A 25,259-nucleotide genomic window follows, 5' to 3' on the forward strand; every position below is an offset into this window, starting at 1 on the left:
TGATTGGTAAAATTTTATTGATGAATCTGGTAAGTTATACCCGCAAAATAGGAACGACCATAACTCATTGGCACTGGTCCGCTCGTACTGTGTGCCGAGCCTGAGCTTGTACCTGTATTATTCAAGCGTGTAACATTCGCTAGATTCTTAATGCCCGCATTGAGCTGAAAGCCATGCTTACGTTTTTGGGTTATGGTAAGATCTGCCCAATGAAAACTTCCGATTTCGGTCAACTTTGCAGTAGCATTTCCTTGTGCATCTATACTGGCTTGATAGGCAGGTTGCTTTCCTGTAAACTTATAAAACAAGCCCAAAGTAGTTCCTGAGCCTAGTGTATAGCTCACATTGGTATTAATTTCTGGCGACCACAAAAAACTTTCCATGGCTGTATTCGCAAGGCTCTCGTCACTCAATAGTTGATTGTATCTGCCAATGTATGAAAGTCCCAAGCTGGCACGTAATTTTTGAGTTGCCAACGTTTGTTCAATCGTAAAACCAGTTGTTTTAAATCTATCGATATTTATCGTTTGCGAAACACTTGGATTCGTTGGATCAGTACCATAGCTTATCAAATTTCTAAAATCATTATAAAATCCTGTCAAAGTTGATTTATTCTGAAACTTTCCAATATTGCCTATCCGAGTCAGTGAGGCATTGAAACTGTCAGAATTTTCTGCCTTCAAATTAGGGTTTCCTTTAATTGAATGACTAGCGTCAAAGAAATTAAAGTATAACTCTCTCAAAGCTGGCGCTCTAAATCCTTGTGCATACGCCATACGCCAATCCCAATGTTGACTCAATTTTATCTTCACATTCAATGCAGGTATCAATGGAGGAGCAGCATATACAGAATTTTTGATGAGTCTAAAACCAGGGCGAATCAGTACGACTGAGTCTAGATTTATTTCTGGTGCCACAAATACTGCATAGTCGGTGATACTTGGAGAACCCTCTATTCTAGCTCCGCTAGCTCGGTCTGCATTGATTTCAAAACCAGCTTGTATATTCAGAAGCTTCGACCACCGATAATAGGCAGTCGCACGTGTCATGGCATTATTAAATTTCGAAATATCTTGTTCTCCTGCCCCAAGCGAAAGCGTTCTTTTACCTGTATTCAAATCCAAAATTGAGGTTTGGGTTTTTCGCTGATAGTCGGTATAGGCGGCCAAGAAATTTACGGTCAGTTTTGCACTTGCTTGCCAATTGCCCTGAAATTGATGCATAAGGCGTGTTGTCAAAAAACGCTGGTCACGTGCTTGATTTGTATTGATATTGACCGTCCCAAGATTGACAATATCTTCATCAAGACCATCTAATCGATAATAGAATTCAGCACTTTTTAAACGATAGCCCACTTTAGCATTAGCAAGCGTTTGTGTTTTAGGCAACCATTCTTTATTTCGTCCTGTAGAACTGCCTTGCCAGCCACCAAAACTTTGATTAGTCAAACCCGCCGAAAAGGAGAGAGCTTTACCTTGCCACGTTCCAGCAATACTTTGTAAATGAACGCCATTCCAGACATCTCCCACATTTTTACTAAAACCATATTCATTTGCCACCGTTTCTTCCTGAACTTTAGCCGACAAACTCCAATGATTCGCGTTTCCTTTTTTCGTAATAATATTGATTACTCCCGCCAAGGCGTCTGTCCCATAGTTTACTGACATAGGACCTTCCACTATCTCAATTCTTTCGATACTGTTAATATCTATCTGGTTCAAGCTCTCTCTTGTATCCCCACGATCAAGCATCGGTACTCCATCTAATAATATCTTTACATTTCTGCCCGACATACCCATCAACTGAATATCTGTTGTACCCAATGCCATATCATTCGAAAATCTAAAGCCTATTTCATTATTTAAAACTCCCATCACATTGGTGGCTGCCCGCTGTTCTATTCTTGCTCTATCGATTACTCTTACTTGATAAACAGAATTACGGAGCGTTTGACCTTGCGGTTGTCCAGTCACGACTACCTCATCCAAGTTTTTTACAGAAGGTTTTAATGACACTTCGAATTTGGTAAACTTTCTGACATCGAGTGTTCTCACTACTGTCTCGTATCCAACTGAGCTAACTTTAATCTGTTCTATCTGCTTTTGGGCAACTTTCAAACTAAAATTTCCGTCCGATTTACTCACAGTTCCTTTGCCAGATTTCAGCAATAGGATAGTAGCACCTTCAATGGGCAATCCCTCTGTATTGATAATTTTCCCTTCTATGATTATTTCTTGGGCAAATACTTGCCAGCTTGCTGCCAGACAAAGCAGCAATAACACAACACTCTTATATTTCATGGATTTGATGCTAGTTCAAATAAGTAATATTCTTAAATACTTTCACTATTTTTATTTAGACTCAATATAAATAACTGTACAAAGTTATGTAAAAAAGAATTGAATTGTCAAGTATTATTTAGAATCATTTTAAATAATTTTTCAAATAGTTTTTCTTAGCTGGAAAATGTCAGCCTTATCTAATGGTCAAAATGACCAATAGATAGAAATATTTTATAACAGATTTTAGCAATTATTCTAAAAAGAGGAACGCACATCTAATGGTCATTTTGACCATTAGATAGAAATGATTTGTAACAGATTTTAACAATTATTCCAAAAAGAGGAACACGCATCTAATGGTCATTTTGACCATTAGATAGAAATGATTTGTAGCAGATTTTAGCAATTATTCCAAAAAGAGGAACACGCATCTAATGGTCATTTTGACCATTAGATAGATGAAAATTTTCTGAATTATTTTGCATAAAAAATCATGCAAAATAATTATATTTGTATATAATTACATGCAAAAGAAATGATACAAGACCAACTGCTTAGATTTATCAGAAGGCGCAATGCCTTGTCGATTGCTACGCTTGAACGTGAAGCAAATTTACCTAAAGATACTATAGCAAAAGCACTTAAAGGTGAAAGAAAACTAAGTGACAAGCACGTAGAATCTTTATTGCCAGTTTTGACAGCTTATGGCTACTCTCCAGACCTATTCGAGAAAGCCCGAGTTGTATCAGTTATCAACCACAAAGGAGGTGTTGGCAAAACCACTACCACTGGTTATCTGGGAGAAGCCATTGCTAAAAAAGGGTTCAAAGTATTGCTTATCGACCTTGACCCACAAGGCAATCTTAGTCAGATTTTTGACGTTGATATTCAGGATGAAAAACAAGTTTACACAAGTTTAGTAAAACTACAAGACTTGCCAAGTTATCAGGTGGCAGACAACCTTTATATTTGTCCATCAGATATTGAGTTGTCCAAAGCTGAAACCGAGTTAATCAATAAAGTAGGAGGAGAGCAACGTCTTAAAATTCTTATTTCGAGACTAAGCGAAAACTACGATTTTATTTTGATTGATTGCCCACCATCTTTGAATATTCTTACGATGAGTGCTATGCAAGCATCTAATAGTTGCTTGATTACTTTGCTTCCAGAAATGTCAGCCTTGAAAGGTCTCAACACTTTATTGGAACGTGTTTCGGAAGCTCGTCAAATCTTTAACCCTTCTTTGCAAGTGGATGGAATTGTATTTACGATGGTTCGTAATAATACGGTTCATAATGGTATCAAAGATTTGGTTCGTGAAGAGTTTAATCATGTTCGTATTTTCAGTAATGAAATTCGACACTTGATTGCTTTTCAAAAAGCCCAAATCGAGCAAATTCCTATCAGGATGTACGACAAAGATTCGGAAGCTGCAAAATGTTATGATACCTTCTGTGCCGAGTATTTAACCCTATTCTAATTATGGCAAAAGATTTTAAAAGCACCTTGAAATCTAAAGCAAGGGAAGCTATTACCAATTCTTTTAGTTATGTCGAAAAAATCAAAACCAATATCACGATTCTCGACGAATTAAGAGACTTTATTCCACCTCTATTACCTCAGGAATATGATCAATTACGCTCAAACCTATTAAAGGATGGTTGTAAAGACCCTCTTCTAGTATGGGAAACAACTAAAGAAATCATTGGGACTGGGTCGGCAGAAGAAGCCGCTTATGTGTTGGTAGATGGTCACAACCGATATAGCATTTGTAGTGAATTAGGGATAAATTTCAATGTTCAGTTGGTACCATTTGATTCAATCAAAGAAGCCAAAGAATACATGATTGACCTTCAATTGGGTCGTCGTAATTTGAATCCTCAACAAGCATCATATCTTCGAGGACTTCGTTACCAAACCGAAAAAATTAATGTTGGACAAAACTTCAAGAGGGAGTCATCTAATGGTCAAAATGACCAATTGATGGTGGAGACTTCTCAGGAAAATTCAACAGCGAAAAAGCTTGCAGAAGAATATAATGTTTCAGAAAAAACTATTCGTCGTGATGCTGAGTTTGCGGCTGGTCTCGAAAAATTTAGTACTCAGTTAAGAAATGAAGTTCTTTCTGGAAAAGCAAAAATCGAAAAAGCTAAGGTTCAAAAATTATCTAAGCAAGTAGTCGAGCAACCGATAGAAGACCTTTCCCAATTTGAAGCTATTTTATCTCAAACGCAAACGCCAAGTTCGGCAATAGCAATAGAAGAGCCTGCCATTGAGATTTTATATGAAGATGTTTTGGAAAAAATAAGAATCGCTTTCGCCTCTAGAAGCAAGATAGATTTGGACGAAGCTCAAAAATCTTTCAATAATTTTAAGAAAGTATTCTAAAAATGAAGGTCTATCAAATGGTCAAAATGACCATTTGATAGACCTTCAAACTTTAAAAAAAAGTATTTGTGTTAAGTCCGTTTGCTAAAGCTTTTGCTTGAAAATCTTCTCTTATTTTAGCAAATTTTGATGGATATAATTTCTCCACTTTCTCGAACATATATCCTTGGAAAATTCCCCCTTTATCAAAGTTCACCAAAAACTCTTGCACATTATCCAACTCAGGATACAACTGATAATTAGCTTGGGCAAGCTCAGCCAAGATATTCGGATTTTCAGTTACATTATCATTTTTAAGCTGTAACATCAATTGCGCAATCAAAGCTTGCTCATCCTGCACTAAGGTTTGAACTAGTCCCAAACGCTCTTGAAAATATTCTTTTTGTAAGTCAACTTTCAGTTTCTCCAATTCATTTTGCACCTGGTTTGCTTTTTGAATCTCGATAGGAGAGGAGCCTTTGGGTTTTACTTCTTTTGGCACTTCTTCATTACCCCAATCAGCATCTTTGATACGATTAAAGATATAGCCTCCTACACTTTTTATTTTTTCTCCCTTGTCTATTTTAGCAATCACATAATCAATCGAACGCTTTACCTGCTCTTCAGAGTAAGCGTCAAGCCACTTTTTAAGGGTATTTTTAGCGATTCTGAAGCGTCTGACGTTCTCGTAAAGCTGATCTAATGTACTCACACCTTCCTCTGATTGAATGAGAGTGGACTCAATTACTTCACTTGGACTGATTTCTTCAATAAAATCCTGTGTTCTTGAGGCTACAACAATACTTCCATTCGTAGATTTGATGACTTGTCTGGTAAGTTTTTTAGAAATCTGTTCCAGTTGCTTCGGCGCTTTCTTTTCTTCCAGATGAAAGATAACAGCATCCACAGCACGACCTACTTTTTCTTCCTCCAATTGTGTTACGACTAAATCTGTATATTTCTCAAAGTCATTGATTGTCTTTTGTAAAATCTTCTGCTTGAAATTTCCATACATGGGATATTCATTATCTTGAATCGCTAAAATCTCTCGCAGACGTGCTACCGAATATCGTGCCCGACGATTTCCCAAATTAAATTGATGCTTCAATATCAAGTACATTTTTACAGATGTAGGACTTTGGACGTTTGCAATATTTCGAATATCAATAGTCAGATACTCTCTTTGAAGCTCCAACAAATAGGGCTTTAGCTTAGGATTAAATTTTAAACGAATACGGTTCTTCTCACTTTTCTTGACAGGTTCACTCGTCTCGTCTATTAGGTGAATGGTCGTTTTGTATATCTCGCCATCTTCTTTTTTTTCATAAATCACAAAGCGCTTATTAAAAAGTCGCTCCGCTGCATCACGAATAGCCTCGTAGTATCGACCATCATCACTCAACGAATACAGCTTGATAATGTCTTGTGTACGAATTTCGTATTCCGCAAAATCATCATCGTCGGGCAATACCATCGTGAGCATGGCCATAAATACACGAAACTCATGGATGTCCATTTTGGAGGTAGCTTCCACAAGCCCTGCTTTACCACCTTGCATTCGGATGATATAACGATCTTGATAATCCTGCTTTTTACGTAACGCTATAGTTCGTTTCTTTGTCATTAATCAGTTCAGAGTTTTAATCAACAGAGAATTATAAAAAATACCTGTGACTACTAGTAATGAGCATTTTCTATAACAAATATACAAAGAATTAACTATAACTATAACTCCGTCAAGTTATAGTTATAGTTAATCGTGAAAATGGTTATAGTTACCCGTGAAAATGGTTATAGTTAATCGTGAAAATAGTTATAGTTAATCGTGAAAATGGTTATAGTTGTCGTGATTTTGGTTATAGTTACCCCTACAATAAACTGTAAATCAAATAGTTACAGAGCTCTTAAACATAAAAAAGAATAAAAAAGAATAAAAACAACAAAAGAAGATGTTGCTGTTTTTTTAAAAGTTTTTGTTTATTTTTTTTAATCGACTCTAAAAAAAATAGTCCTTCTTTGATTTCTTAAACAAATAAAAAATTAGTGTGAATATGAAAGGTAGCTGTCCTGTTTATGTTAAATAAAAAACTCGTTCCGTGAAATTGGTTATACTAAATCGTGATTTTGGTTATAGATAAAAAGTGCTTTAATCTTCCAAAAACGAAGTTTTTATGTGAATTTCCGTGAAATTGGTTATGGTAAAATGATAAAAAATAGCCTCATTTTTCGGATTTTTCCAGAAAGATGAGGCTATTTTTTGTGACTAATTGTAGATTTGGGATTGCTGATTGCGGAAATATTGAGAACTGGAGGTAATACTTCTGCAATCAGGAGTGTATGTAGGATTCTAAAACCGTCTATTTCGGATATCGGATGTTGGATTTCGGAAGTGTAATCTTTTATGTTTTGTAAAAAATAAAGGTATTTTACTTTATTTCCGAAATCCCCAATCCGAAATTATTGGAAATCCTTCGTACAACCCTAACTACTTGTACTGAATTTTTTGGATAGGAGAGAAGATCATATCCTCAACTCCAGCAATCTTTAAGCCCACTCGAGCGTACACATAATTTTGATCTGGATTGATTGTTGGAACGTTAACCGACATTTTAATCCCTGTTAGATTCGTTATGTTAGCGCCAGTTAGGTTTGTGGCTGCGATATTTGTGCTACCAGCTACGAACTGTGTCTTGTTGATATAAAGACTCACACGCTCAATATTTTTGGCGTTAGCGTCCGTTATAACCTTACTGAGGTCGAAGGTAGAAGAGATTACTCCAGCTTCGCTAGCGAATTTGGTATTACGAACCAAATAATAAGGCGTTACCTCGATGTCGATATTTTGATTATCCTTCAAATCAACGTACAAAGTATCCGATGAACTGCCTTGTTGCGCTTTGGTCATGAATGGACCTTGACCTTTAGGAATAATCAATTTATACTTTCCAGCAAACAGCAAAGAAGAAAATGTACCTTCTTGCGAAACGGTCACATCAATAGGCGCTAATTTTCCCCAACCCGGTTCCCAAAGTTGCATACCCACTTGACTATATTCGAGATTTAAAGGTTCGCCTCCGTACACGATGCGTCCTTTGAGTGTAATTGATGGTGCTACGTAGTTATCCTTTGAACAGGCAACCAAAAGTAGTCCGGCAAGCACAACGAAGTATTTTAAAATTTTCATATTGAATAAAATTGAATGTCTATTGATTTGGGTTTCTCACAATTTTAGGGTTGTTACTGATAATATCGTCACCAATTCTTGAATAGTAATTACCCATCAAGAAGCGGTCAGCGCCAGTTACACGTGTCAATTTCACAACCTTGAAAATCCATTTATCGTGATTAGCGGTGTTTGGCGCATAAATGCGATACGGCCAAAGTGAGTACGGCTGGGTATTGCGTTTAGTCGCTTTATCAAGCTCTGTATTTAACTCGGTAGGAGAGATGCTGTTACCGTCTTGAATAAGGTGAGCAATTCTCCAGCGTTTCATATCGTAAAGCGTATGACCTTCGAATGCTAACTCTACACGACGTTCGTGAGCAATACGGTCGAAGTTAATATCATTAGCTGTAAGCGCCTTGGTCAAGCCAGCACGAGCACGAAGCGAATTCATATATTGCGCAGACAAATCTTTTTGACCTAACTCGAAGGCAGCTTCTGCCGCATTGAGTAATACTTCTCCGAAACGATAGCGAACAAACCAAACTTCAGATTGAACCCCACGTTGACCCGAACCTACTGATGGATCGAGATATTTTCGTAGATAAAAACCTGTTTGAGCCGTAAATTCAAAGCCATCGATAGGACCGTCAAATCCTACAACTTGTTCAGCTAGCGTTTTGCCCGGTAATACTTTTTGAGCACCACGGTCTGTACCACTAATGATAGAGCCATCTGCCAACTGATAGCCAGCCCAAATATCCACTGATCTACCTTTGAATTTACTTCCTGGAAGAATCACGGTACCTGCCAAGCGAGCATCACGGTCAGCAAAAATATCGCTTACATTTGAATAGTAAACAGGTGTGCCGTTGCTCGAAGTTGTAGGAAGCGGAGCAAAGGAGTTATCTAATTTTTCAAATGCTTGAACAAAATTTAAAGAAGGGTTAATACGTCCACCTTCTTCTTCCTCAGCTCCATAACGTGGTTGGTTTACAACAGTAAAATTGTGAGTTTTACCAGACTGTAATTTGAAATCTTCTACAAAAATCACCTCAGGGTTGTTTGCTTTATCATAAAAAATAGAAGCAAAGTTCTCTGACAGGTCAGGTTTCTTGTTGTACAAGGCATAAGCTCCCGCTTTTCCTGAAATCAAATCTTGCGCATAACCAAGCGCTTTGTTGTAATATCCTGTTGCCAAAGTACTTGGTATACCAACCTCACCACCTGAAAGCGTTACCACTGGCGTATTGACCCCATAACGGGCAATTGACGCAGCGTAAAGCGCGGCACGAGAAGCCATAGCTAATACGGCACCTTTGGTTGCTCTTGATTTTTCACCTGTATTTGTAGGAAGTTTATCCTTAATATCATCAACTTCTTTCAAGATAAAATCATACACTTCGGATTCTTTGGCACGAGGATTACGCAAATACGTTGGGTCACCACTAAAATCATAAGTAAGTGGTTCGAGAATTAACGGCACCCCGCCCATTCTTTTGACCAATTCAAAGTAATAAGAAGCTCTTAGAAATCTGGCTTCTGCCAAGAAGCGATCTTTTGAAGCAGCGTCTAGGGATGTAGCATTATTGCATTTTTGAATAAAGAGATTCAAGTCACGGATATAACCGTAATCCCAAGCACCCCAAGCGCCATAGTCCCAACCTGTGTTTTGGAAGTTTCCATACTGTCCTGCTTCAGACCAAAATGCTTCGTTGAAGTCAGAGATAGCTGTCCAGTTTTTTACAGTACCAAGGTCTGCGTATCTGTTATATAAATCACCCAAAACTGACAAGGCTTGGTCTGGACTAGACCATACTTGTTGTTCTGTTAAAATATTGGTTGGTTTTCTGTCAAGGAAGGTATCATCATTACACGACCAACAAATTCCAAGACTTGCCAAAAGAATACTATATATCGTTTTTTTCATTTTCGGATTCAAAATTAATTAGATAGAAAGGTTAAGACCGATGTTAACAAACTTGCTTTGAGGATATTGCAAACCATTGTCGTCAGCAATTTCTGGGTCAACACCATACTCTTTGAGGTTGTCGAAAGAGAACATGTTATAGGCATTGATATACACGCGTGCTCTTTGAACTTTGACTTTATCTAGGATTGATTTTGGTAACTGATAACCTAGTTCTAAGGTACGGGCACGTAAGTATGTTACGTTTTGTAACCAGAATGTAGAGTTACGGTTGTAGTTGCTGTGGCCGCCGTTATTGTATCTGAGTGCAGGGAAGCGACCCGGAATCCATTCGCTATTGATATTGAACGGATCAGCACGATGCCATCTGTCTGTCAAAAGGGAGTTTAAAGCACCATCGTTTTGGTAAGCCCATCTTTGTTCCCAGTTTTGGTTCCAAGAGTACATGCTACCTCCTGAGAAGTCAGCTGTTAACGAGAAGCCTTTCCAACCTACAGATACGTTAAAACCAAAGTTAACCGTTGGTTGACCTGAGGTCGTATAGCCAATTGGGCGAACATCATATTGGTCTATTTTACCATCTCCGTTAGAGTCTTTATAGATTAAATCACCCGGGAGAAGTGTACGGTTTCCTTGACCATCGATGTTTACAGGATACGCATTGATTTCGTCCATTGTTTTAAACTGTCCAATGGTTTCATAACCCCAGAAAATCCCTGTGTAGCGATTCTCGATTGAGTTTCGGTAGTTATCCCAAGAGTTGTTGAAGATTGGTTTGTACGTTTCAACGGTTTTGCTACGAGCATAAGAAAGGTTTCCACCGATGCTGTAGCTAAAATCTCCTTTTTTATTGTTGTATTGTAGGGCAATTTCACCACCCGATTGGGCATCGCTGTTTACGTTTTCGTCAGGAAGGCTATAACCTAATTCACTTGGTACTAAGATGTCATATTTACGACCTCTCAAGCCAGTTCTTAAACGATGGAAATAATCTACGCTACCTGTCAATTTTGTACCTAACAAAGAGAAGTCGGCACCAATGTCGGTAACCTTACTTTTAAACCAAGAAATGTTTGTAATTGGCTGACCCTTATCACGGCTAGTAACCACTGGTGTACCACTCAAAATAACTGTTCCTGAGTTGTAGTTATAGCCAGTTAAGTAATCATAAGCGCCAATACCGATGTTATCGTCACCCAATACCCCGTAAGAAGCTCTGAATTTTAGGTCATCCAAAATACTTTTTGAACCTAAAATGTTTTTCATGAATGGCTCATCTGTAATTCTCCAACCAATTGAAGCAGAAGGGAATACGCCTACACGTTTGTCTGGAGTAAATTTCCAAGAGGCATCGCGACGAGCAGAAACTTCAATATAATATTTGTTAGCAAAGTTGTAGTTGAAACGACCGATATAACCAATTCTAGCTTCCTCATTGTCTGTATCGTCATAAGTATCCATGGTTGTGAAATATACCAATGGCAACACATTTGTTTTTGGCACCGAGTGAACCCATTGGTCTTGGTATCTTTGCTCCTGACGTTCTGTAACAAATACACCTCCTACAGTATGCTTTCCGAATGTATTATTGTAACTTAATTGACCTTGATAGATATTACGCATGATTTTACGAGTACCTCTTTCACGCCAAGGGTTTGTACTACCTCCTGTTACTTTGTATGTATTATCTGCGGGGTTATAAGTATATGCTTGGTAAGTATATTCGTGACCATTCATCACACGGTCAGCAATGTAGTAAGAGTACATTCCTCTGGCTGTCAGACCTTTCACTCCCGGAATTTGGTATTCTCCTGTAAAATTGGCTTGCATTACACGCCAGTCTTCACGCCAATAGCCTCCTAGTTTTTTGTTGTTATAAGCCCAGTTAGTTTCATTGTGCTTGATATCGTTCAAATACTCAGGATTGTCATTTGCATAAGGACGTTCGAAAGGACGGTTTCGTAAAATGGCAAATCTTGGTAACCAGTAATCATCTGCCCCAGGTATACCCGGTTGATCACGTGTTTCGATACGACCATTGATTTGTACGCCCACTTTCAAACGGTTTGAGATTTGAGCATCTACGTTACTTTGGATATTGCTTCTTTGGAAAGTAAACTCACGACCCAATACCGAACTTTGAGCTAATCGAGTAGCAGACAAGTAATACGTAATTTTGTCTGAACCACCAGTTGCACTGATGTTTAATGAATTAAGTGGAGCATTTCCTTGAATGATAAAGTCTTTCCAGTTGAAAGTTTGGTAACCATATTCTGTTCCAACCTTATATTTCTCAAGTTCAGTTTTTGTCATAGCTGTTGTAAAAAATTGGTTTACATCAGCATCTACTTTTCCTAACCACCATTGGTAAGAATCATTCACTACACTCGGGAATCTCGACCAGTTTTGCCATCCTGTGTAAGTATCTACATTAATGGTATTTTTAGCACCAGCTTTTCCTCTTTTGGTCGTTACAACGACAACCCCGTTGGCAGCACGTACCCCGTAAATTGCCGCAGAAGCATCTTTCAATACAGAGATACTTTCGATGTCGTTGGGAGCAATGTTGTTAAACTGACCCGCATCTTGTTGAATACCATCGATTACGTAAAGAGGGTCACCCATATTACGAATTTGGATGTTGGCACTCGCACCTGGGCGACCGTCAGCCATACGGAAAGTTACCCCTGGAATTTTACCTGCCAAACCCGAACTTACTGTTGATCCACCGTGTACTTTTTCTATATCTTTAGAAGTCACTACTGAGATAGCACCTGTTAAAGATTCTTTCTTTTGGGTACCGTAACCAACTACCACGACTTCATCAAGACTTTTTACATCTCCCAAAAGTTTTACTTCGATAAACGTGCGATTGTTGATGGCTACTTCTTGACTAACGAAGCCAATAGAAGAAAAAATTAAGGTAGCATTTGGATTACTTACGTTAATGGTAAACTCCCCCGAAGCATTGGTACTTGCTCCTTTGTTGGGTGTTCCTTTCACCAAAATGTTTACTCCAGCGATAGGCTCGCCTTTTTCATCAATAACCTTTCCTTTTACCGTCTGATCGGCGATGAGGCTACTGACATTACTTGAATTACTGGTTAAAAATCCCGCAGTAGTCTTTGCTGTAACATCCTTGACGCCAATCAAGTTGAGCAGCAAACAGGCCACGGGGATTTGTACCACAGATTTTTTCATCCATGGTGATAGTAATAGTCTAGATTGATTCATAAATTTGAAAGATTTGTTCGTATTGTTTTAGTTATCGAGCAATAAAAATCCACAACTGACGCCAATCAGTTGAGTATGAACAAACGACCAGTCAGGGATGGGACAAGCATCCTTGACTTTTTTTGAGATTGAAATACACGTTATTTTATCATAGTTTTTTCAGATAGTTAAGAGAAATTCTTGCTTTGATTAGGGGAGATATTGGGGCAATAGTAAATTTCTCTCGACTTAGTAGGTTTATACTCTATAACCTCAGAGTTAAAGGGATTATTTTTAAAGGTAATTTTCATTAATTAATAGAGCAAAGTGAGATTTAATTTATGGGTTTAGGAACTAGGCAACAGGCACAAGGCAAAGAGTTTTAACATGTTTTTTCCCAAAGCCCACCGCCGAAAGCCGATATCTGAAAGCCTAAAGCACAAGTATTTCTCACTATCATGCATATATTTTTTGCCTAATGCCTACGGCTTATAGCGTGTTAATGCAATTTTATTTTACATTAATACCTCGAACTCGAGTGTACACTATTTTTTCTTGGCATATTCGGATGGTCTTATGCCGAATTGTTTTAAAAAGCTTCTTCCAAATTGTGCTTGCGAATTAAAACCTGTCATGCTTGCAATAGTTTGTATTTTATAATCACTTTGAACTAATAGCTCTGCTGCTTTTTTGAGTCTTGTCACAATAATCAATTCGTTGGGAGAGAGATTTGCTACGGCTTTAATTTTTCTGTAAAGCGTAGGGCGACTCATATTCATGGTTTCAGCTAGTAAATCTACGTCCAGTTGATTGTTGTTGAGATTCTGCAAAATAATTTCTGTAATTTTCTCCAAAAATGCTTCCTCTGATTTGCTATGTGCCATATTTTTAAGATGCACCAGCGGCGAATTAGCAAAATAATCTTTAACCTTTGTCCTGTTAATCAGTAAGTTAGATATTTGCATGAGTAAATAATCCAAAGAAAAAGGTTTCTCGATATAGGCATCTGCACCAAGTTCAAGCCCTACTATTTTTGCCTGAAGTGTATTTTTTGCCGTCAACAAAATTACAGGGATATGCGAATACTGTTGATTGCTTTTCAGATGTTTACAAAGTTCAAAACCATCCATGACTGGCATCATAACATCTGATAATACTAGCTGAACAGACTCAGACTCAATGATATCCAATGCAACTTTTCCATTATTGGCACGTAGGATATGGTAATTTTCTTCAAGCTTTTCGCCAATGAATTGGGCAATTTCATAGTTGTCTTCCACCAAAAGTATGGTTGGACGCTCGTCATGAGCTATTTTTTGAGCAATATTTTCAGCGTTTAGCGAAACAATATCTTTCCTAATATCAAATTCATAGGCATGATGAATTGGTAGTTCGAGAAGAAAAATATTCCTACTTTTTGAATCAACCACTTTCAATGTTCCTTCATGAAGCTCTGCTAAAGAACGAGCAAGTGCCAAACCAATTCCTGTTCCTCTTTGATTTTTTACATTATTCATTCGATAAAAAGGCTCAAAAATTCGCTGGCGATAATCTTCAGGAATAAGTACGCCATCATTTTGAACTTCAATCGAAAAACGACTATCATCTATTGAAGATAATTTTACAATCGCCTTATGTTCAGCGTATTTGACGGCATTGTCAATAAGGTTACTGATAATTTTTTGAAATGCCTCACGGTCGACAGATGCCCAAAAATCTTCATTGGGAAGTTGTAACTCAAAGCTTATTTGTTTGAATGTTGCCATGGGATAAAACTCCTCGTAGCGTTCTTGTAAAAACTGACTAATATTCATTTTTACAAAATTCAAACTAAAACCGTTGGCCTCTGTTTTACGAAAATCCAAAAGTTGATTCGTTAACTCTAACAATCTATCTGTATTTTTTTCAATCACCTGTAAGCCTGAGGCCAAGGCATTATTCTCAATGTTCTTTTTCAACAAGTCCTCCAGAGGTGCTTTGATCAACGTCAAAGGAGTTCTGATTTCGTGGGTTACATTGGTGAAAAACTCAATTTTAGCAGCATATATCTCTTTCTCCTTCTCAATTTCCAACATATCAATTTTCCGTTGATTCTGTTGATTGATATACTCATGGTACATCTGTACACCAAAATACACTGCCAGTAAAATTATTACACTATAAAGGATATACGCAATTCCGCTTGCCCAAAAAGGAGGACTCACCTCTATTTCGAGCATGGCCGTTTCTTCACTCCAAATGCCACTGCCATTAGATGCTTTCACTTTAAAAGTATAGGAGCCAGGAGCAAGTTTTGTGAAATATACCTTGCGGTTAGTTTTTAATAAATTCCAGCCTTTGTCTAAGCCTTCGAGCATGTACATATACTCGGTGGTTTGTGGTGAGGTATAGCTTAGGGCAGCAAAGTCTAAACTAAATGTGGATTGTGTATGGTCTAAATTGATGCTTTTGGTAGACGAAATTGAGCGTTCGAGCGGAGAGTTCTCTTCCCCAATCTTCAACTCTTGATTGTCTACTTGGATACCCGTCAGATATACTGGGGGTACAAAAGCATTTTGCATAAAAGTATCAGGTGTAAAACTATTTAGACCCTTTACACTTCCAAAGTACATTCGTCCTTCATCATCTTTGAAGGCGGAGCTATAGTTAAACTGGTCGCTCAAAATTCCATTTGATTTGGTATAAGTAGCTAACTTATTGCGTTCAAAATCATACGCACACAAGCCTTTTGAGGTACTTATCCAAAGTTTATGATGTTGGTCTTCCAAGATTTTGTAAAAAACATCGCTCGGAAAACCATCTTTTGTTCCAAATCTTCTGAATTTTCCTGTTTTTCTATCCAGTAAATTCAATCCGTTTTCGGTAGTAACCCACATGCGGTTGGCATGGTCGATAAAAATACCATTGATGGCATTACAACTGATTGAGGTTGTATCTTTTTCGCTTGAACGAAAATTGATTACGCGATTGTGTTTAAAATCTATACAGCGTAATCCCTCGCGCGTAGTGCCTGCCCAAATATTCCCATCTTTGTCTTCGGTGACTGTAATAAAATGCCCGTAGGTAGTTCGATCGCATAGAGGTGTAAAGTCTTGTGTTTTTTCATGAAAACGAAACAGCCCGTTAGAGGTGGCAACCAAAATCATATTTGACTTTGTGCGGTAAAGTGTTTCCACAAAATTACTTTTCAAACTTCTTGGCCCGTTTCCTGCTACAAAGTGCTTTACTACTTTTCCAGAAGGTATATCAAGAATATCTAAGCCTGACTCAAATGCACCGACCCATAATTTATCTCCAACTGTTAATAGTCCGTGGATATTTGAGTGCGAAAGACTGTTGGGTTTTCCGTCTGGTTTGAAATGGGTAAACTGACGAGTTTTGAGGTTGAGTCTGTTCAATCCGTTGTCTTCAGTCCCTATCCAGAGGTTACCAAATTTGTCCTCGCAAATTTCTCTTACGGCATTTCCCGTAATACTATTATTAGCTCCTTGGTTGAAGTATTTTTCAAATGCTACATGTTGAGTAGGCACATAATTGATACCACCGAAGTATGTTCCAATCCAAATTCCACCTTCTCGATCTTTTGAAAGCGTGTACAGCGCATTGTCCGATATGGAGTATGGATTACTATATTCATGTTTTAAGTTGATATATTTTCGAGATTGTAAGTAATAAACATATAGCCCCGATTCTGTAGCAATCCAATATTCATCTTCTGTGCGATGCATAAAATCGCGTACATAAATGGTAGTTTTATTGGAATTGTAAGTCAATATATCTTCATAGGTCTTCGTCTTGGTATTAAATAATTTGACCCCTTGACTTGAGGTACCAATCAGAATTGCATTTTGCTGAGTATCGTAAATTTTGTCTATCCAATGAGAAATAGCAGGTGCAGATTTCTCAAACATATTGTACCTTTTCAACGATTTGCTGAGCATATTATACTCCCACAAATTACCATCTGTGGTAGCTAACCAAACCTGTTGTTTATTCAGGATAAAAGAGGTAACATCTATTCTTTCTTTTCCTGTATCTAATTTTTCAGTTTTTTGTGTTTTAGTATTATAAATGTGTAAGGTGTAATCTTTAATAAACCATACCTTTCCTTCATCGTCTGTTTTGATGGTTCGGATAAAGTGTTCCTTAGTGTCGGGTAACACACTAAATTGTTCGGTAATGGTATTATACTGATAAATTCCAGAGTAAGTTCCTACCCAAATAGTTTGTTCGTCTCCCTCACAAACCGCAAAAACCGTATTATTCCCTAAACTTTTGGGATTGTTTTCTATTTTTCTAAAAACCTTAAAAGAGTATCCGTCAAAACGATTGAGCCCGTCTTTGGTACCAAACCACATGAAGCCTTTTTTGTCTTGCATGCTACACATTACCGAGTTGTAAGAAAGATTATCTTCTACTTCATAATGACGAAAGCTGAAAGACTGAGCCACTAATTGCTGGCACCATAAAACAAATAATACTATTGTAAGATTAAGTTTCAATTTACTGTGTTTTTTGTCCTGTAAAGATAAATTTAATTCCTAGATGCAGAAAATTGTAAATATACTTAATTTAAGTGTAGAGACTATTTTGAGAAGATTTGAATAAAAAATGAACAAAAATGAACAATTTAAAATCCCAAATTTACTGTTCTTTTGTTCGAAAACTGTGGCTATTTGTCAGCAGACCTAATAGCCACGGCGTTTTCATTTTATTTATTGAGTTTTCCCTCTAGCATTTTGATAAAATATCCTCCCACTACCGAGCGAGCTTGGAAGCCCACTTGTTTAGCGTTGGTTGTTTCGTGCCAGTCAGACAATGGAACTCTTGAAGTTGTTTCGTTTGCGAATTTCCAAATAGGATGAATCAATGCCTCAAAATCTTGCTGCGAATCAGCCATCGTTGCTGTCCACATAATCCAGTCAGACTTAGTGTATGTTTTTCTTGAATCCAAAGGCAATCCATATTTCTCTTGTTTGTTCAAGTAATACTTAATTTCTTTTTGCATTACTGATTTTGGAAATACATTTAAGCCCAAAAGCTCATCCCAAACCAAGTTGTATTTTTGAGACCAAGTACCTTTTTTGTCAAAAGTTAAAGCATAGTGATCGCCATCTTCGGCCATCGTTTGCCATTTGCTTGCCATCTCTTTTGCCATTGCTTGATATTTGTTTGCAGTAGCTTTGTCGTCCACGAGTTCCGCCATTTTTGCATACGATGCAATACCCATGATTGCTTTGGCAGACAAGTTGATATTACGAGCCAAGTGACCAGCAAAATCGTCAGTACACAATTGGTTGGCAGGGTCAAAACCATATTCTTCCAAGTATTTTACCCAAGTCGAAAGCGTTGACCAGTGTTTTTTAGCATAATCGCCATTGCCATCTTTCAAACAAGTAGCTGCTGCCAAGATAATCATGTTGCCACATTCTTCTACTGGCATATCTTCGCCATAAGTCTGACCATTTGCCAATGGATATGTACCTACATCGTGTGCTGCGAAAGGTTTTGCCCATTTTCCAGATTCAGAATATTCGAAAATAAACTCTAACAAACCTTTCATCAATGTATTGTTGTACAACAAGAACATCGGTGCTGAAGGATAAGTTACGTCAACTGTACCGATAGAGCCATTTGAAAAGTTTTCTTTCGAGAAAAACAACAAAGTACCATCACCACGGTCAACTGTTTTATGTGCCGCAATAGCTTGACGATAAGCTAATTCACATAAATCAGCGTATTCTTTACCACCTGCTTTTTGAGCATCTTGATACAATTGTTGATCAAAAGCCGCAGTTTTTGCCATTAGTCTTGAATAGTCTTTTTCAGCTTCATCCAACATTTTTTCAGCAGTCATCGAAGCATCTCTACGCCACCAAGCACGCAAGTTTTTCCCAAAATACTGTACAGCATAAATGTCATCATACGCCAAAATCAAGTGATTTGATTTTGAAGTTTGACCAACCGTACCAAAATCAAAGGTACTTTTCAACACTCTTTCTTGAGGAGTTCCTGTGGTAAAAGTAGCATTTTTTGCTGCTACGTACGCGTATCCCCAGTCGATACGAAGATCATCACCACGTTTTCCTAGGATTTTTTGCTCAACCGAACCAGCCGACATCAATTTTAATCCACCAGTGGTATTTGGTAATACCTTTGTTGCTACTTCCTGAGAAGGCATATTCACAGCTAAGTCTGCCGAAACATCCATTTTCACTTTTACTTTGTGAGAACGACCATCTTTAGAACTTGTTTCGAAAGTGATATAGGAAGCAGGACGAGCCAAAACTTCTAATTCGTCCATCAATAGGGGAGAAGTAAATGTAGCTTTTACCTGAACACCATTAGCATCAAATGTATAAATCGTGTTAGTAGCTTTTACTTGAACACTTGTTTGAGTTGCCGCTGTTACTGGTGTTGCAGGGGGTAATTCTTCCTGAATACCTACATCAACAAAACCACCACCAATTGGATTAATACAGTGTACGGCAATAATATTTTTGCCTGGCTTAATAGCTTTTTGTGCTGCTGGAGAAAGTTTATATTGCTCATATCCAGCAATATAGCAAGGTCCACACTCATAGGCTAAAACGCCGTTGATATAAATTTGAACATCGTCGTCATTACTTACTTGTAGTCTCAATTTCTCCGCATTGAATTTTGCAGGAAGTTCTACCGCACGACGATACCAGATTTTTTTCGTTTTCCAATCGGTATTTGGACGCATGGGATTACTACCCGCACCATCACCAAAAGGAGCAGTGCCTATTTTCCATGAGTTGTCGTCAAATGATTCTTTTTCCCAACCAGCAGCAGGTGTATCCAAAGTGTACTTAGCTTGATATACTTTTTCTGCGGCTGTACTTGCATAGGTTTTGTAATTGATTTTTGGCATTCCGAGAAATTGAAAAGCTTTGCCATCGACTTCGACAATACCTTGAAGAGAGTGATTTTTGCCAGTCCAGTGTCTTGTTACCGACTCATTAGCTTTGTCAGAAACTGACCAAATGCTAAAATAAGGGTCATTGGCAATCAGTGGAACAGCGGGTGGACGCAACTGTTGAGCTTGCGTTGAAATGCTGAAAAGGCTCAGAAGTGCAACAATTGATTTTTTCATGTGATAAAATTGATTCATGATATAGAGAATTGGGCGAGAAAGAAATCTCGTATTTGGGATAAAACACTTGATTTCTTTCGAACTCTCTACTATTATTTGATTAAAGGAAATGCTACAATTCTTAATTTACTACAACCATACGGGATAAGTGTGATGGTTTGTTCTTTGCTATCGACCGCACCTTGATAAAAGCCGTCTCGTGTGGTAACGGGAATGCGTGCAACACCGTCGTTATTGATGATCCAAGCTGGAATTTGTTTGGCCGAAAGTTTGATTTCTATAGGAGCATTCTGGGCATTCCAAACATAACCTTGCGGCATTCCTTTGCTGGATACTTGTAAAAATTTACTTGGTTTTTCAGCTACTGAAGTAGGAATACCAAAGTTCCAAGGGCTTTTTGGGATAATTTCATAAAAAGTACCTTCTTCTTTAATTTCCTTTTTATTCCATTCTTCTTCGATTTTTAAGGCATAAACTAGTGGGCCTTTTTCGATAACTCTGGAATTATGTGCCCAAACGCTTGTACGAACTTCACTAGGAAAATGCAAGGTTACTTTATCTCCGGGCTGCCATTGACGTTGAATTTTTACAATTTCGCTTGCTTTTCCCTTTTGAAATTCCTTTCCATTGATACTAATGGTGGCTTCTTGACACCATTCAGGGATGCGGAACTCCCAAGGAAATGTAACAGCTTGAGCGGATTGTAACTCAAAATTGATTTGATCTTCAAAAGGATAGTTTGTGCTTTCATTGATATTTACCTCAATGCCATTACCTACTTTTGCTTTTATACTAGAAGGTCCGTAAAGCAAGCTCGCCAAACCATTTTGTGGCGTTGCATACCAAAGATGGCTCACAAATTTTGTCCAGCCTTGGTGCATATTTGAAGTACAACAAGTGTATCCAGCATAAGGACCAAATACGTTATTCATACCGCGATAAAATGGTAGAGAGAAATCATAAGTTCCACGTCTAACTTCTACCTGATTAGCTGTTTGAAAATACTGACGAGAGATATAGTCATCTGTTGTTTGCGTAGGTAACGCATTGTAAGTCATTCGCTCAAGGGCTTGTGCATACATTGGATCACCTGTGATACCAAGGACATTTTCAAGCGAAAACATGGTTTCGACAATAGCGCAAAGTTCCACACCCTGAGAAGGTTCGTTTCCATGCAAATCTTCATCTCCAGAGAACATTCCATGTGGTAAGCCATGCAAAGTCATAATGTCTTTCCAACCTTGGCTCATGGCTTTGAGATAATAGTCGGTTTTTTGACTTTGATAATAAATGGCTGGTAATTTGATTCCCATTCCTACATTTACGGCATGACGATCCATCCAACTTTCACCCGTTTGATTGGCCGAAGCCTGCATAACCCAGTTTCTTTCTGCCATGTACTGAGTCCATGGAGTAGTTTGTTGGTAAAGAATATCGGCAAGTTCGAGCAAAGATTTGTCTCCTGTTTGATTGTAGAGCCAATAAGCAGACATTATATTGTCACCCCCACGAGCACGAGCCCAATCTGTCCATTTGTTGAGCGGACAAGCTTTGATGGATTGTAATTGATAGTGAAAATATTTGGTCATGAACGGAATTACACGAGTATCTTTGGTGGCAGTATAGTATTGCTGCAATACCTTAAGCATCACCATTCTTGGCCACCAGTCAGCACCTTGTTCGCATGAGCTTATGGGTTTTCCTTCTCTTTCTTCGTTGGTTAATGGACCAAAAAAACCATTGGATCTTTGCGTAGAAAGAGTCCAATCTATATATTTTTGGACCTTCAGAGTGAGGGCTTTGTCTTCGAGCAAATAGGCTAATGGTACAGCGCCATCCAACCAATAAGGGGTTTCTTCCCAAGCATCACCTTTGCCTCCTAACCAACCATTGTCGTTTTGGATTTTGGGAAAATATTCATCCAAATGCCCTGTTGCTCCTTTTTTCATGACTTCCAACTGTTGACGAAGCCAGCCTTGTGGCTTTACAGCTCCCAAAGGAAGTTCAATATATTTGAGAGGAGCCAAAGGCGCTTTGTTTCCTTGATACTGTGCTTTTTGAGCAAAACCAGACCAAGCGTATAAAATGATTAAAGTTAGAAGTAAACGGTTTTTCATCATTTTCATAGTCAATAGTTATCAAGGGATCGTTTCTGTATTGAGATCTTATTGCTGACACCAATAAAAGCATTTCAAGAATTGTAACACTAGCTTGAAATAGTGTTAGTAATAGATTCAGTTTCGAAACTGTTTAGATATTAAGTCCAAGACAAAGTCTTGAACTAGTAAAGACGGTAACCTTAAAAAAAAATGTGTAGATAACTTTAAAATAACCCCGAGGGCATTACACCCCCGAGGCGTTCTCATAGAAAATTGGAATTCTTTTCGATTTGATAGTGTATTGACCTACATTTTCAAATCCTTAAAATGGACAAATATCTTATTTTGCAGGTAAGGCTATTTGTTCCTGTGTACTTACTGGTTTTCCAAAGTTGGGAGTTCCATCGGCATTCCAAGTAAACTTCTGAGCTCTTGGAGAGCGATGGTTTCCACAACCTTGATTGGGTTCAGGGTTTGCGTGATAGAGTATCCAGTCTTCTTTGCCATTAGCTGACTTGAAAAATGAATTATGTCCTGGGGCATATACCTTATTCTCTGCAGATTGTTTGAATACAGGTTGTGCCGATTTTTTCCATGATTTTGGATTGAGTAAATCTGCTTTAGCGTCTGCTGTAAGCATTCCTAAAGCGTAAAAATCTGTCCAACAGCCACTTGCTGAGTAGATAATAAATACTTTTTTGTCGTGAGCCAAATACTGAGGCCCTTCATTTACATTTACATGAGGCGGATTATTGGGATCGTTGAGGTCTCCGTGTTTTTCCCAATCATAGTCTGAACCAGAAATTTTTACCCTTTCACCATCAATTGTCCACGGATTTTTCATCTTTGCGATATAAATGTTCTGTTGTACATTTACATCTCCTTCCCAACCCGACCAAATCATATAAAGCTGATTATTATGGGTAAAAACATCGCCATCAATAGCCCATTTATCATTTTTATCTGCCACTTTTCCTTTAAATATCCATTCTCCCTCCATCGGGTCAGCAGAGGCATTTTCTAGCACATACATTCTATGGTTATCGTTTTTGCCATCATCGGCAGCAAAATACATATACCATTTTCCTTGAATGAAATGAATTTCTGGCGCCCAAATTTCTTTAGAGTACATCGTCCCGACTGGCGGTGTCCAAATGGTTTTCTTAGGTGCTGTCGCAAGTTCTGCTATGTTTTTCGTTTTCCATAAAACCAAACGGTTGCCCGTCGTATGGGTGTAATAGTAATACCCATCTTTATAAAAACTGTAAGGATCTGCTCCAGAGGGCAATAAGGGATTAGTGAATGTTCCTTGGCTTTGTGCCGAAACATCCATTTGCCCACAAGAACAAAGTCCCAAAGCAAGGATTATAGTTAATAGTTTTCTCACTTTTATGTTTTAGTGTTTGATTATCAGTTTTTTTAAAGACACTTGAGACTAAAAGTCTTATTTTTTCAGTGTCATAGATTTAATAAAGTCAACTTCCTCTTGCTTGTATGGAGAACCATCTTCTCTGAAAATATCATGAAACCATACAGGAGGCTCTGAATTGTATTGCTTTGTCCAGCTATCCCAAGGATAAATCGTTTGAGATTTTCCTGAAACAAAGCCCCAGTTGAACATGGCAACTTTGTATTTTTTTGCTATTGGCAATGAACCTTGGAAGGTGCTACCATTTGGGCGAGCCATGTATTCGGTACACAACATTGGTTTTCCATAACGGCTCAGTTCTTTTATTCTATTTTCAAAAATCGTGGGATTATCATAATTATGAAACGAAATCACATCTGATTCTTCCAATTGAACCTTTTCGATTGGCTTCAATTTAGCATCTTGTGACCAGTCTCCAGCCCAAACACCAGAAGTAAGTGGTTGTGTAGGTTTGGCAGCACGAGCCCAAGCGAAAACTTTTGGAAGTAGTTTAGTGATAATATCTACCTTATTTTTGATTTCTAATCTTTCATAGGATGGTCCAGTCATATTATCTGGTTCATTCCAAACATCCCACCCCAAAATTCTTTTATCCTTTGCATAATGACTCACGACAGCTCTAACGTATTTCTCTAAACGTATATATTGACTTTCGTCCTGCAAAGCTTTTTGTCCTGGACTTTGTACCCAACCAGAGTTGTGTACATACGGTTTTGGCTCATGTTGTTTGCCTACTTGTGGAAATGGATCCCAGCATGAATCAAAAATTACAATCAAAGGACGAATTTTATGTTTTTGAGCAATAGTCAAAAATGTATCAATGCGTTTGTAAAAACCTAGTGAATCTGTTTCATAAGCCAAATCATGCAAAAACACACGCATGGTATTCATTCCAAGTGATTGGGCATATCCTAATTCTTTATCAATATTTTCTGTATCAAAAGTATCTGCTTGCCACATTTCGAGTTGGTTGATGGCAGATTTAGGAAGATAGTTTGCACCGACGAGCCAACCTTGTTTTTTATACCACTCATTTGCCTGCTCTTTTGTCCATACCTTACGCACTTGGGCAGTTGAGTTGTTGGATATAGCACACATCATCAAAGCTGCCAAGGAAATGCCTTTGTACCAACCTCTTTTGAACTTCATCATGTTTTCTTTTAATACGTTTAAGTTAATTAATTCGGAGATAATATGCCAAACAGCCTTTAAAGCAACTTTATTGAACTAATTTGATATATTATTGAAACAAAGTAAGTAGATTCTCTTTGATGTTTCTATTCAAATATTAATCAAAACGTATCATATTTGCGCTTTTTATTCAAAACATCAATTGGATGAACAATTTAGAAGGGCTATTTTGAGTCATTTTTAGGCAAAACTGTTCTATAGTGTTATAAAATTGTTCATTTTGATGAGACATATGAGTATTTTGTATTAGATGATTTCGAGTTACTCAATTGGTATGAACTTAAGGATTTCTTAAAACTATATTTAGTAATAGTGCAGAATAAGATTTAAGTTATGTGTTTAGGGACAAGGCAACAGGCACAAGGCACAGAGTGTTAAAATGTTTTTATTAACCACAGCCATGCTTTTTTACAAAGCCCACCGCCGAAAGCTGATACCTGAATGCCTTGGGCACAAAAATTAAATTCT

Annotated in this window: 12 protein-coding genes; 2 read left to right on the forward strand and 10 right to left on the reverse strand. The window is 37.9% G+C overall.

Going from position 1 to position 25,259, the window contains the following annotated elements; all coding sequences use genetic code 11:
- Positions 1 to 14: 14 nt before the first annotated feature.
- The gene (locus QM524_RS18725) at positions 15 to 2,300 is read right to left on the reverse strand and encodes a TonB-dependent receptor (RefSeq protein ID WP_283345748.1); all 2,286 of its coding nucleotides are present in this window, start codon (positions 2,298 to 2,300) and stop codon (positions 15 to 17) included.
- Positions 2,301 to 2,817: 517 nt separating this feature from the next.
- On the opposite strand from QM524_RS18725, the gene QM524_RS18730 reads away from it, so the two are divergent.
- On the forward strand, positions 2,818 to 3,762 hold the full coding sequence (locus QM524_RS18730; RefSeq protein ID WP_095165020.1) for a ParA family protein: 945 nt from the start codon (positions 2,818 to 2,820) through the stop codon (positions 3,760 to 3,762).
- A 2-nt stretch (positions 3,763 to 3,764) separates the two neighbouring features.
- Entirely contained in the window at positions 3,765 to 4,670 is a 906-nt protein-coding gene (locus tag QM524_RS18735; RefSeq protein ID WP_283345749.1) for a ParB N-terminal domain-containing protein, read from the forward strand.
- A gap of 52 nt (positions 4,671 to 4,722) precedes the next feature.
- Here QM524_RS18735 and QM524_RS18740 read toward each other — a convergent pair whose 3' ends face one another.
- The 9 genes from QM524_RS18740 to QM524_RS18780 all read right to left on the reverse strand — a co-directional run bounded on the left by QM524_RS18740 (position 4,723) and on the right by QM524_RS18780 (position 24,752).
- Entirely contained in the window at positions 4,723 to 6,273 is a 1,551-nt protein-coding gene (locus QM524_RS18740) for a replication initiation protein (RefSeq protein ID WP_283345750.1), read from the reverse strand.
- 861 nt (positions 6,274 to 7,134) lie between these two features.
- The gene (locus tag QM524_RS18745; RefSeq protein ID WP_283345751.1) at positions 7,135 to 7,833 is read right to left on the reverse strand and encodes a DUF3823 domain-containing protein; all 699 of its coding nucleotides are present in this window, start codon (positions 7,831 to 7,833) and stop codon (positions 7,135 to 7,137) included.
- Positions 7,834 to 7,852: 19 nt separating this feature from the next.
- Positions 7,853 to 9,742, reverse strand: coding sequence for a RagB/SusD family nutrient uptake outer membrane protein (locus QM524_RS18750; protein ID WP_283345752.1), 1,890 nt, complete (start codon positions 9,740 to 9,742; stop codon positions 7,853 to 7,855).
- 18 nt (positions 9,743 to 9,760) lie between these two features.
- Positions 9,761 to 12,976 carry a SusC/RagA family TonB-linked outer membrane protein gene (locus QM524_RS18755; protein ID WP_283345753.1) on the reverse strand — a complete coding sequence of 1,072 codons (3,216 nt, stop codon included), beginning with the start codon at positions 12,974 to 12,976 and terminating at the stop codon, positions 9,761 to 9,763.
- Between the two features lie 524 nt (positions 12,977 to 13,500).
- The gene (locus QM524_RS18760; RefSeq protein WP_283345754.1) at positions 13,501 to 17,457 is read right to left on the reverse strand and encodes a hybrid sensor histidine kinase/response regulator transcription factor; all 3,957 of its coding nucleotides are present in this window, start codon (positions 17,455 to 17,457) and stop codon (positions 13,501 to 13,503) included.
- A 209-nt stretch (positions 17,458 to 17,666) separates the two neighbouring features.
- Positions 17,667 to 20,072 (reverse strand): glutaminase family protein, encoded by a 2,406-nt coding sequence (locus QM524_RS18765; RefSeq protein ID WP_283345755.1) that lies wholly within the window; start codon positions 20,070 to 20,072, stop codon positions 17,667 to 17,669.
- A 92-nt stretch (positions 20,073 to 20,164) separates the two neighbouring features.
- On the reverse strand, positions 20,165 to 22,189 hold the full coding sequence (locus tag QM524_RS18770) for a beta-L-arabinofuranosidase domain-containing protein (RefSeq protein ID WP_283345756.1): 2,025 nt from the start codon (positions 22,187 to 22,189) through the stop codon (positions 20,165 to 20,167).
- A 322-nt stretch (positions 22,190 to 22,511) separates the two neighbouring features.
- Entirely contained in the window at positions 22,512 to 23,558 is a 1,047-nt protein-coding gene (locus QM524_RS18775; protein ID WP_310586458.1) for a glycoside hydrolase family 43 protein, read from the reverse strand.
- A 57-nt stretch (positions 23,559 to 23,615) separates the two neighbouring features.
- Positions 23,616 to 24,752 carry a glycoside hydrolase 5 family protein gene (locus tag QM524_RS18780; protein ID WP_388047539.1) on the reverse strand — a complete coding sequence of 379 codons (1,137 nt, stop codon included), beginning with the start codon at positions 24,750 to 24,752 and terminating at the stop codon, positions 23,616 to 23,618.
- Between the last annotated feature and the right edge of the window lie 507 nt (positions 24,753 to 25,259).

The sequence above is a fragment of the Flectobacillus roseus genome (assembly GCF_030056595.1).
GTDB classification, from domain to species: Bacteria; Bacteroidota; Bacteroidia; order Cytophagales; family Spirosomataceae; genus Flectobacillus; species Flectobacillus roseus.

Coding starts and splice junctions, on each gene's coding strand:
- QM524_RS18780 (WP_388047539.1), bottom strand. CDS start 24,752: ATGATGAAGTTCAAAAGAGGTTGGTACAAAGGCATTTCCTTGGCAGCT.
- QM524_RS18730 (WP_095165020.1), top strand. CDS start 2,818: ATGATACAAGACCAACTGCTTAGATTTATCAGAAGGCGCAATGCCTTG.
- QM524_RS18725 (WP_283345748.1), bottom strand. CDS start 2,300: ATGAAATATAAGAGTGTTGTGTTATTGCTGCTTTGTCTGGCAGCAAGC.
- QM524_RS18750 (WP_283345752.1), bottom strand. CDS start 9,742: ATGAAAAAAACGATATATAGTATTCTTTTGGCAAGTCTTGGAATTTGT.
- QM524_RS18755 (WP_283345753.1), bottom strand. CDS start 12,976: ATGAATCAATCTAGACTATTACTATCACCATGGATGAAAAAATCTGTG.
- QM524_RS18745 (WP_283345751.1), bottom strand. CDS start 7,833: ATGAAAATTTTAAAATACTTCGTTGTGCTTGCCGGACTACTTTTGGTT.
- QM524_RS18735 (WP_283345749.1), top strand. CDS start 3,765: ATGGCAAAAGATTTTAAAAGCACCTTGAAATCTAAAGCAAGGGAAGCT.
- QM524_RS18770 (WP_283345756.1), bottom strand. CDS start 22,189: ATGAAAAACCGTTTACTTCTAACTTTAATCATTTTATACGCTTGGTCT.
- QM524_RS18740 (WP_283345750.1), bottom strand. CDS start 6,273: ATGACAAAGAAACGAACTATAGCGTTACGTAAAAAGCAGGATTATCAA.
- QM524_RS18765 (WP_283345755.1), bottom strand. CDS start 20,072: ATGAAAAAATCAATTGTTGCACTTCTGAGCCTTTTCAGCATTTCAACG.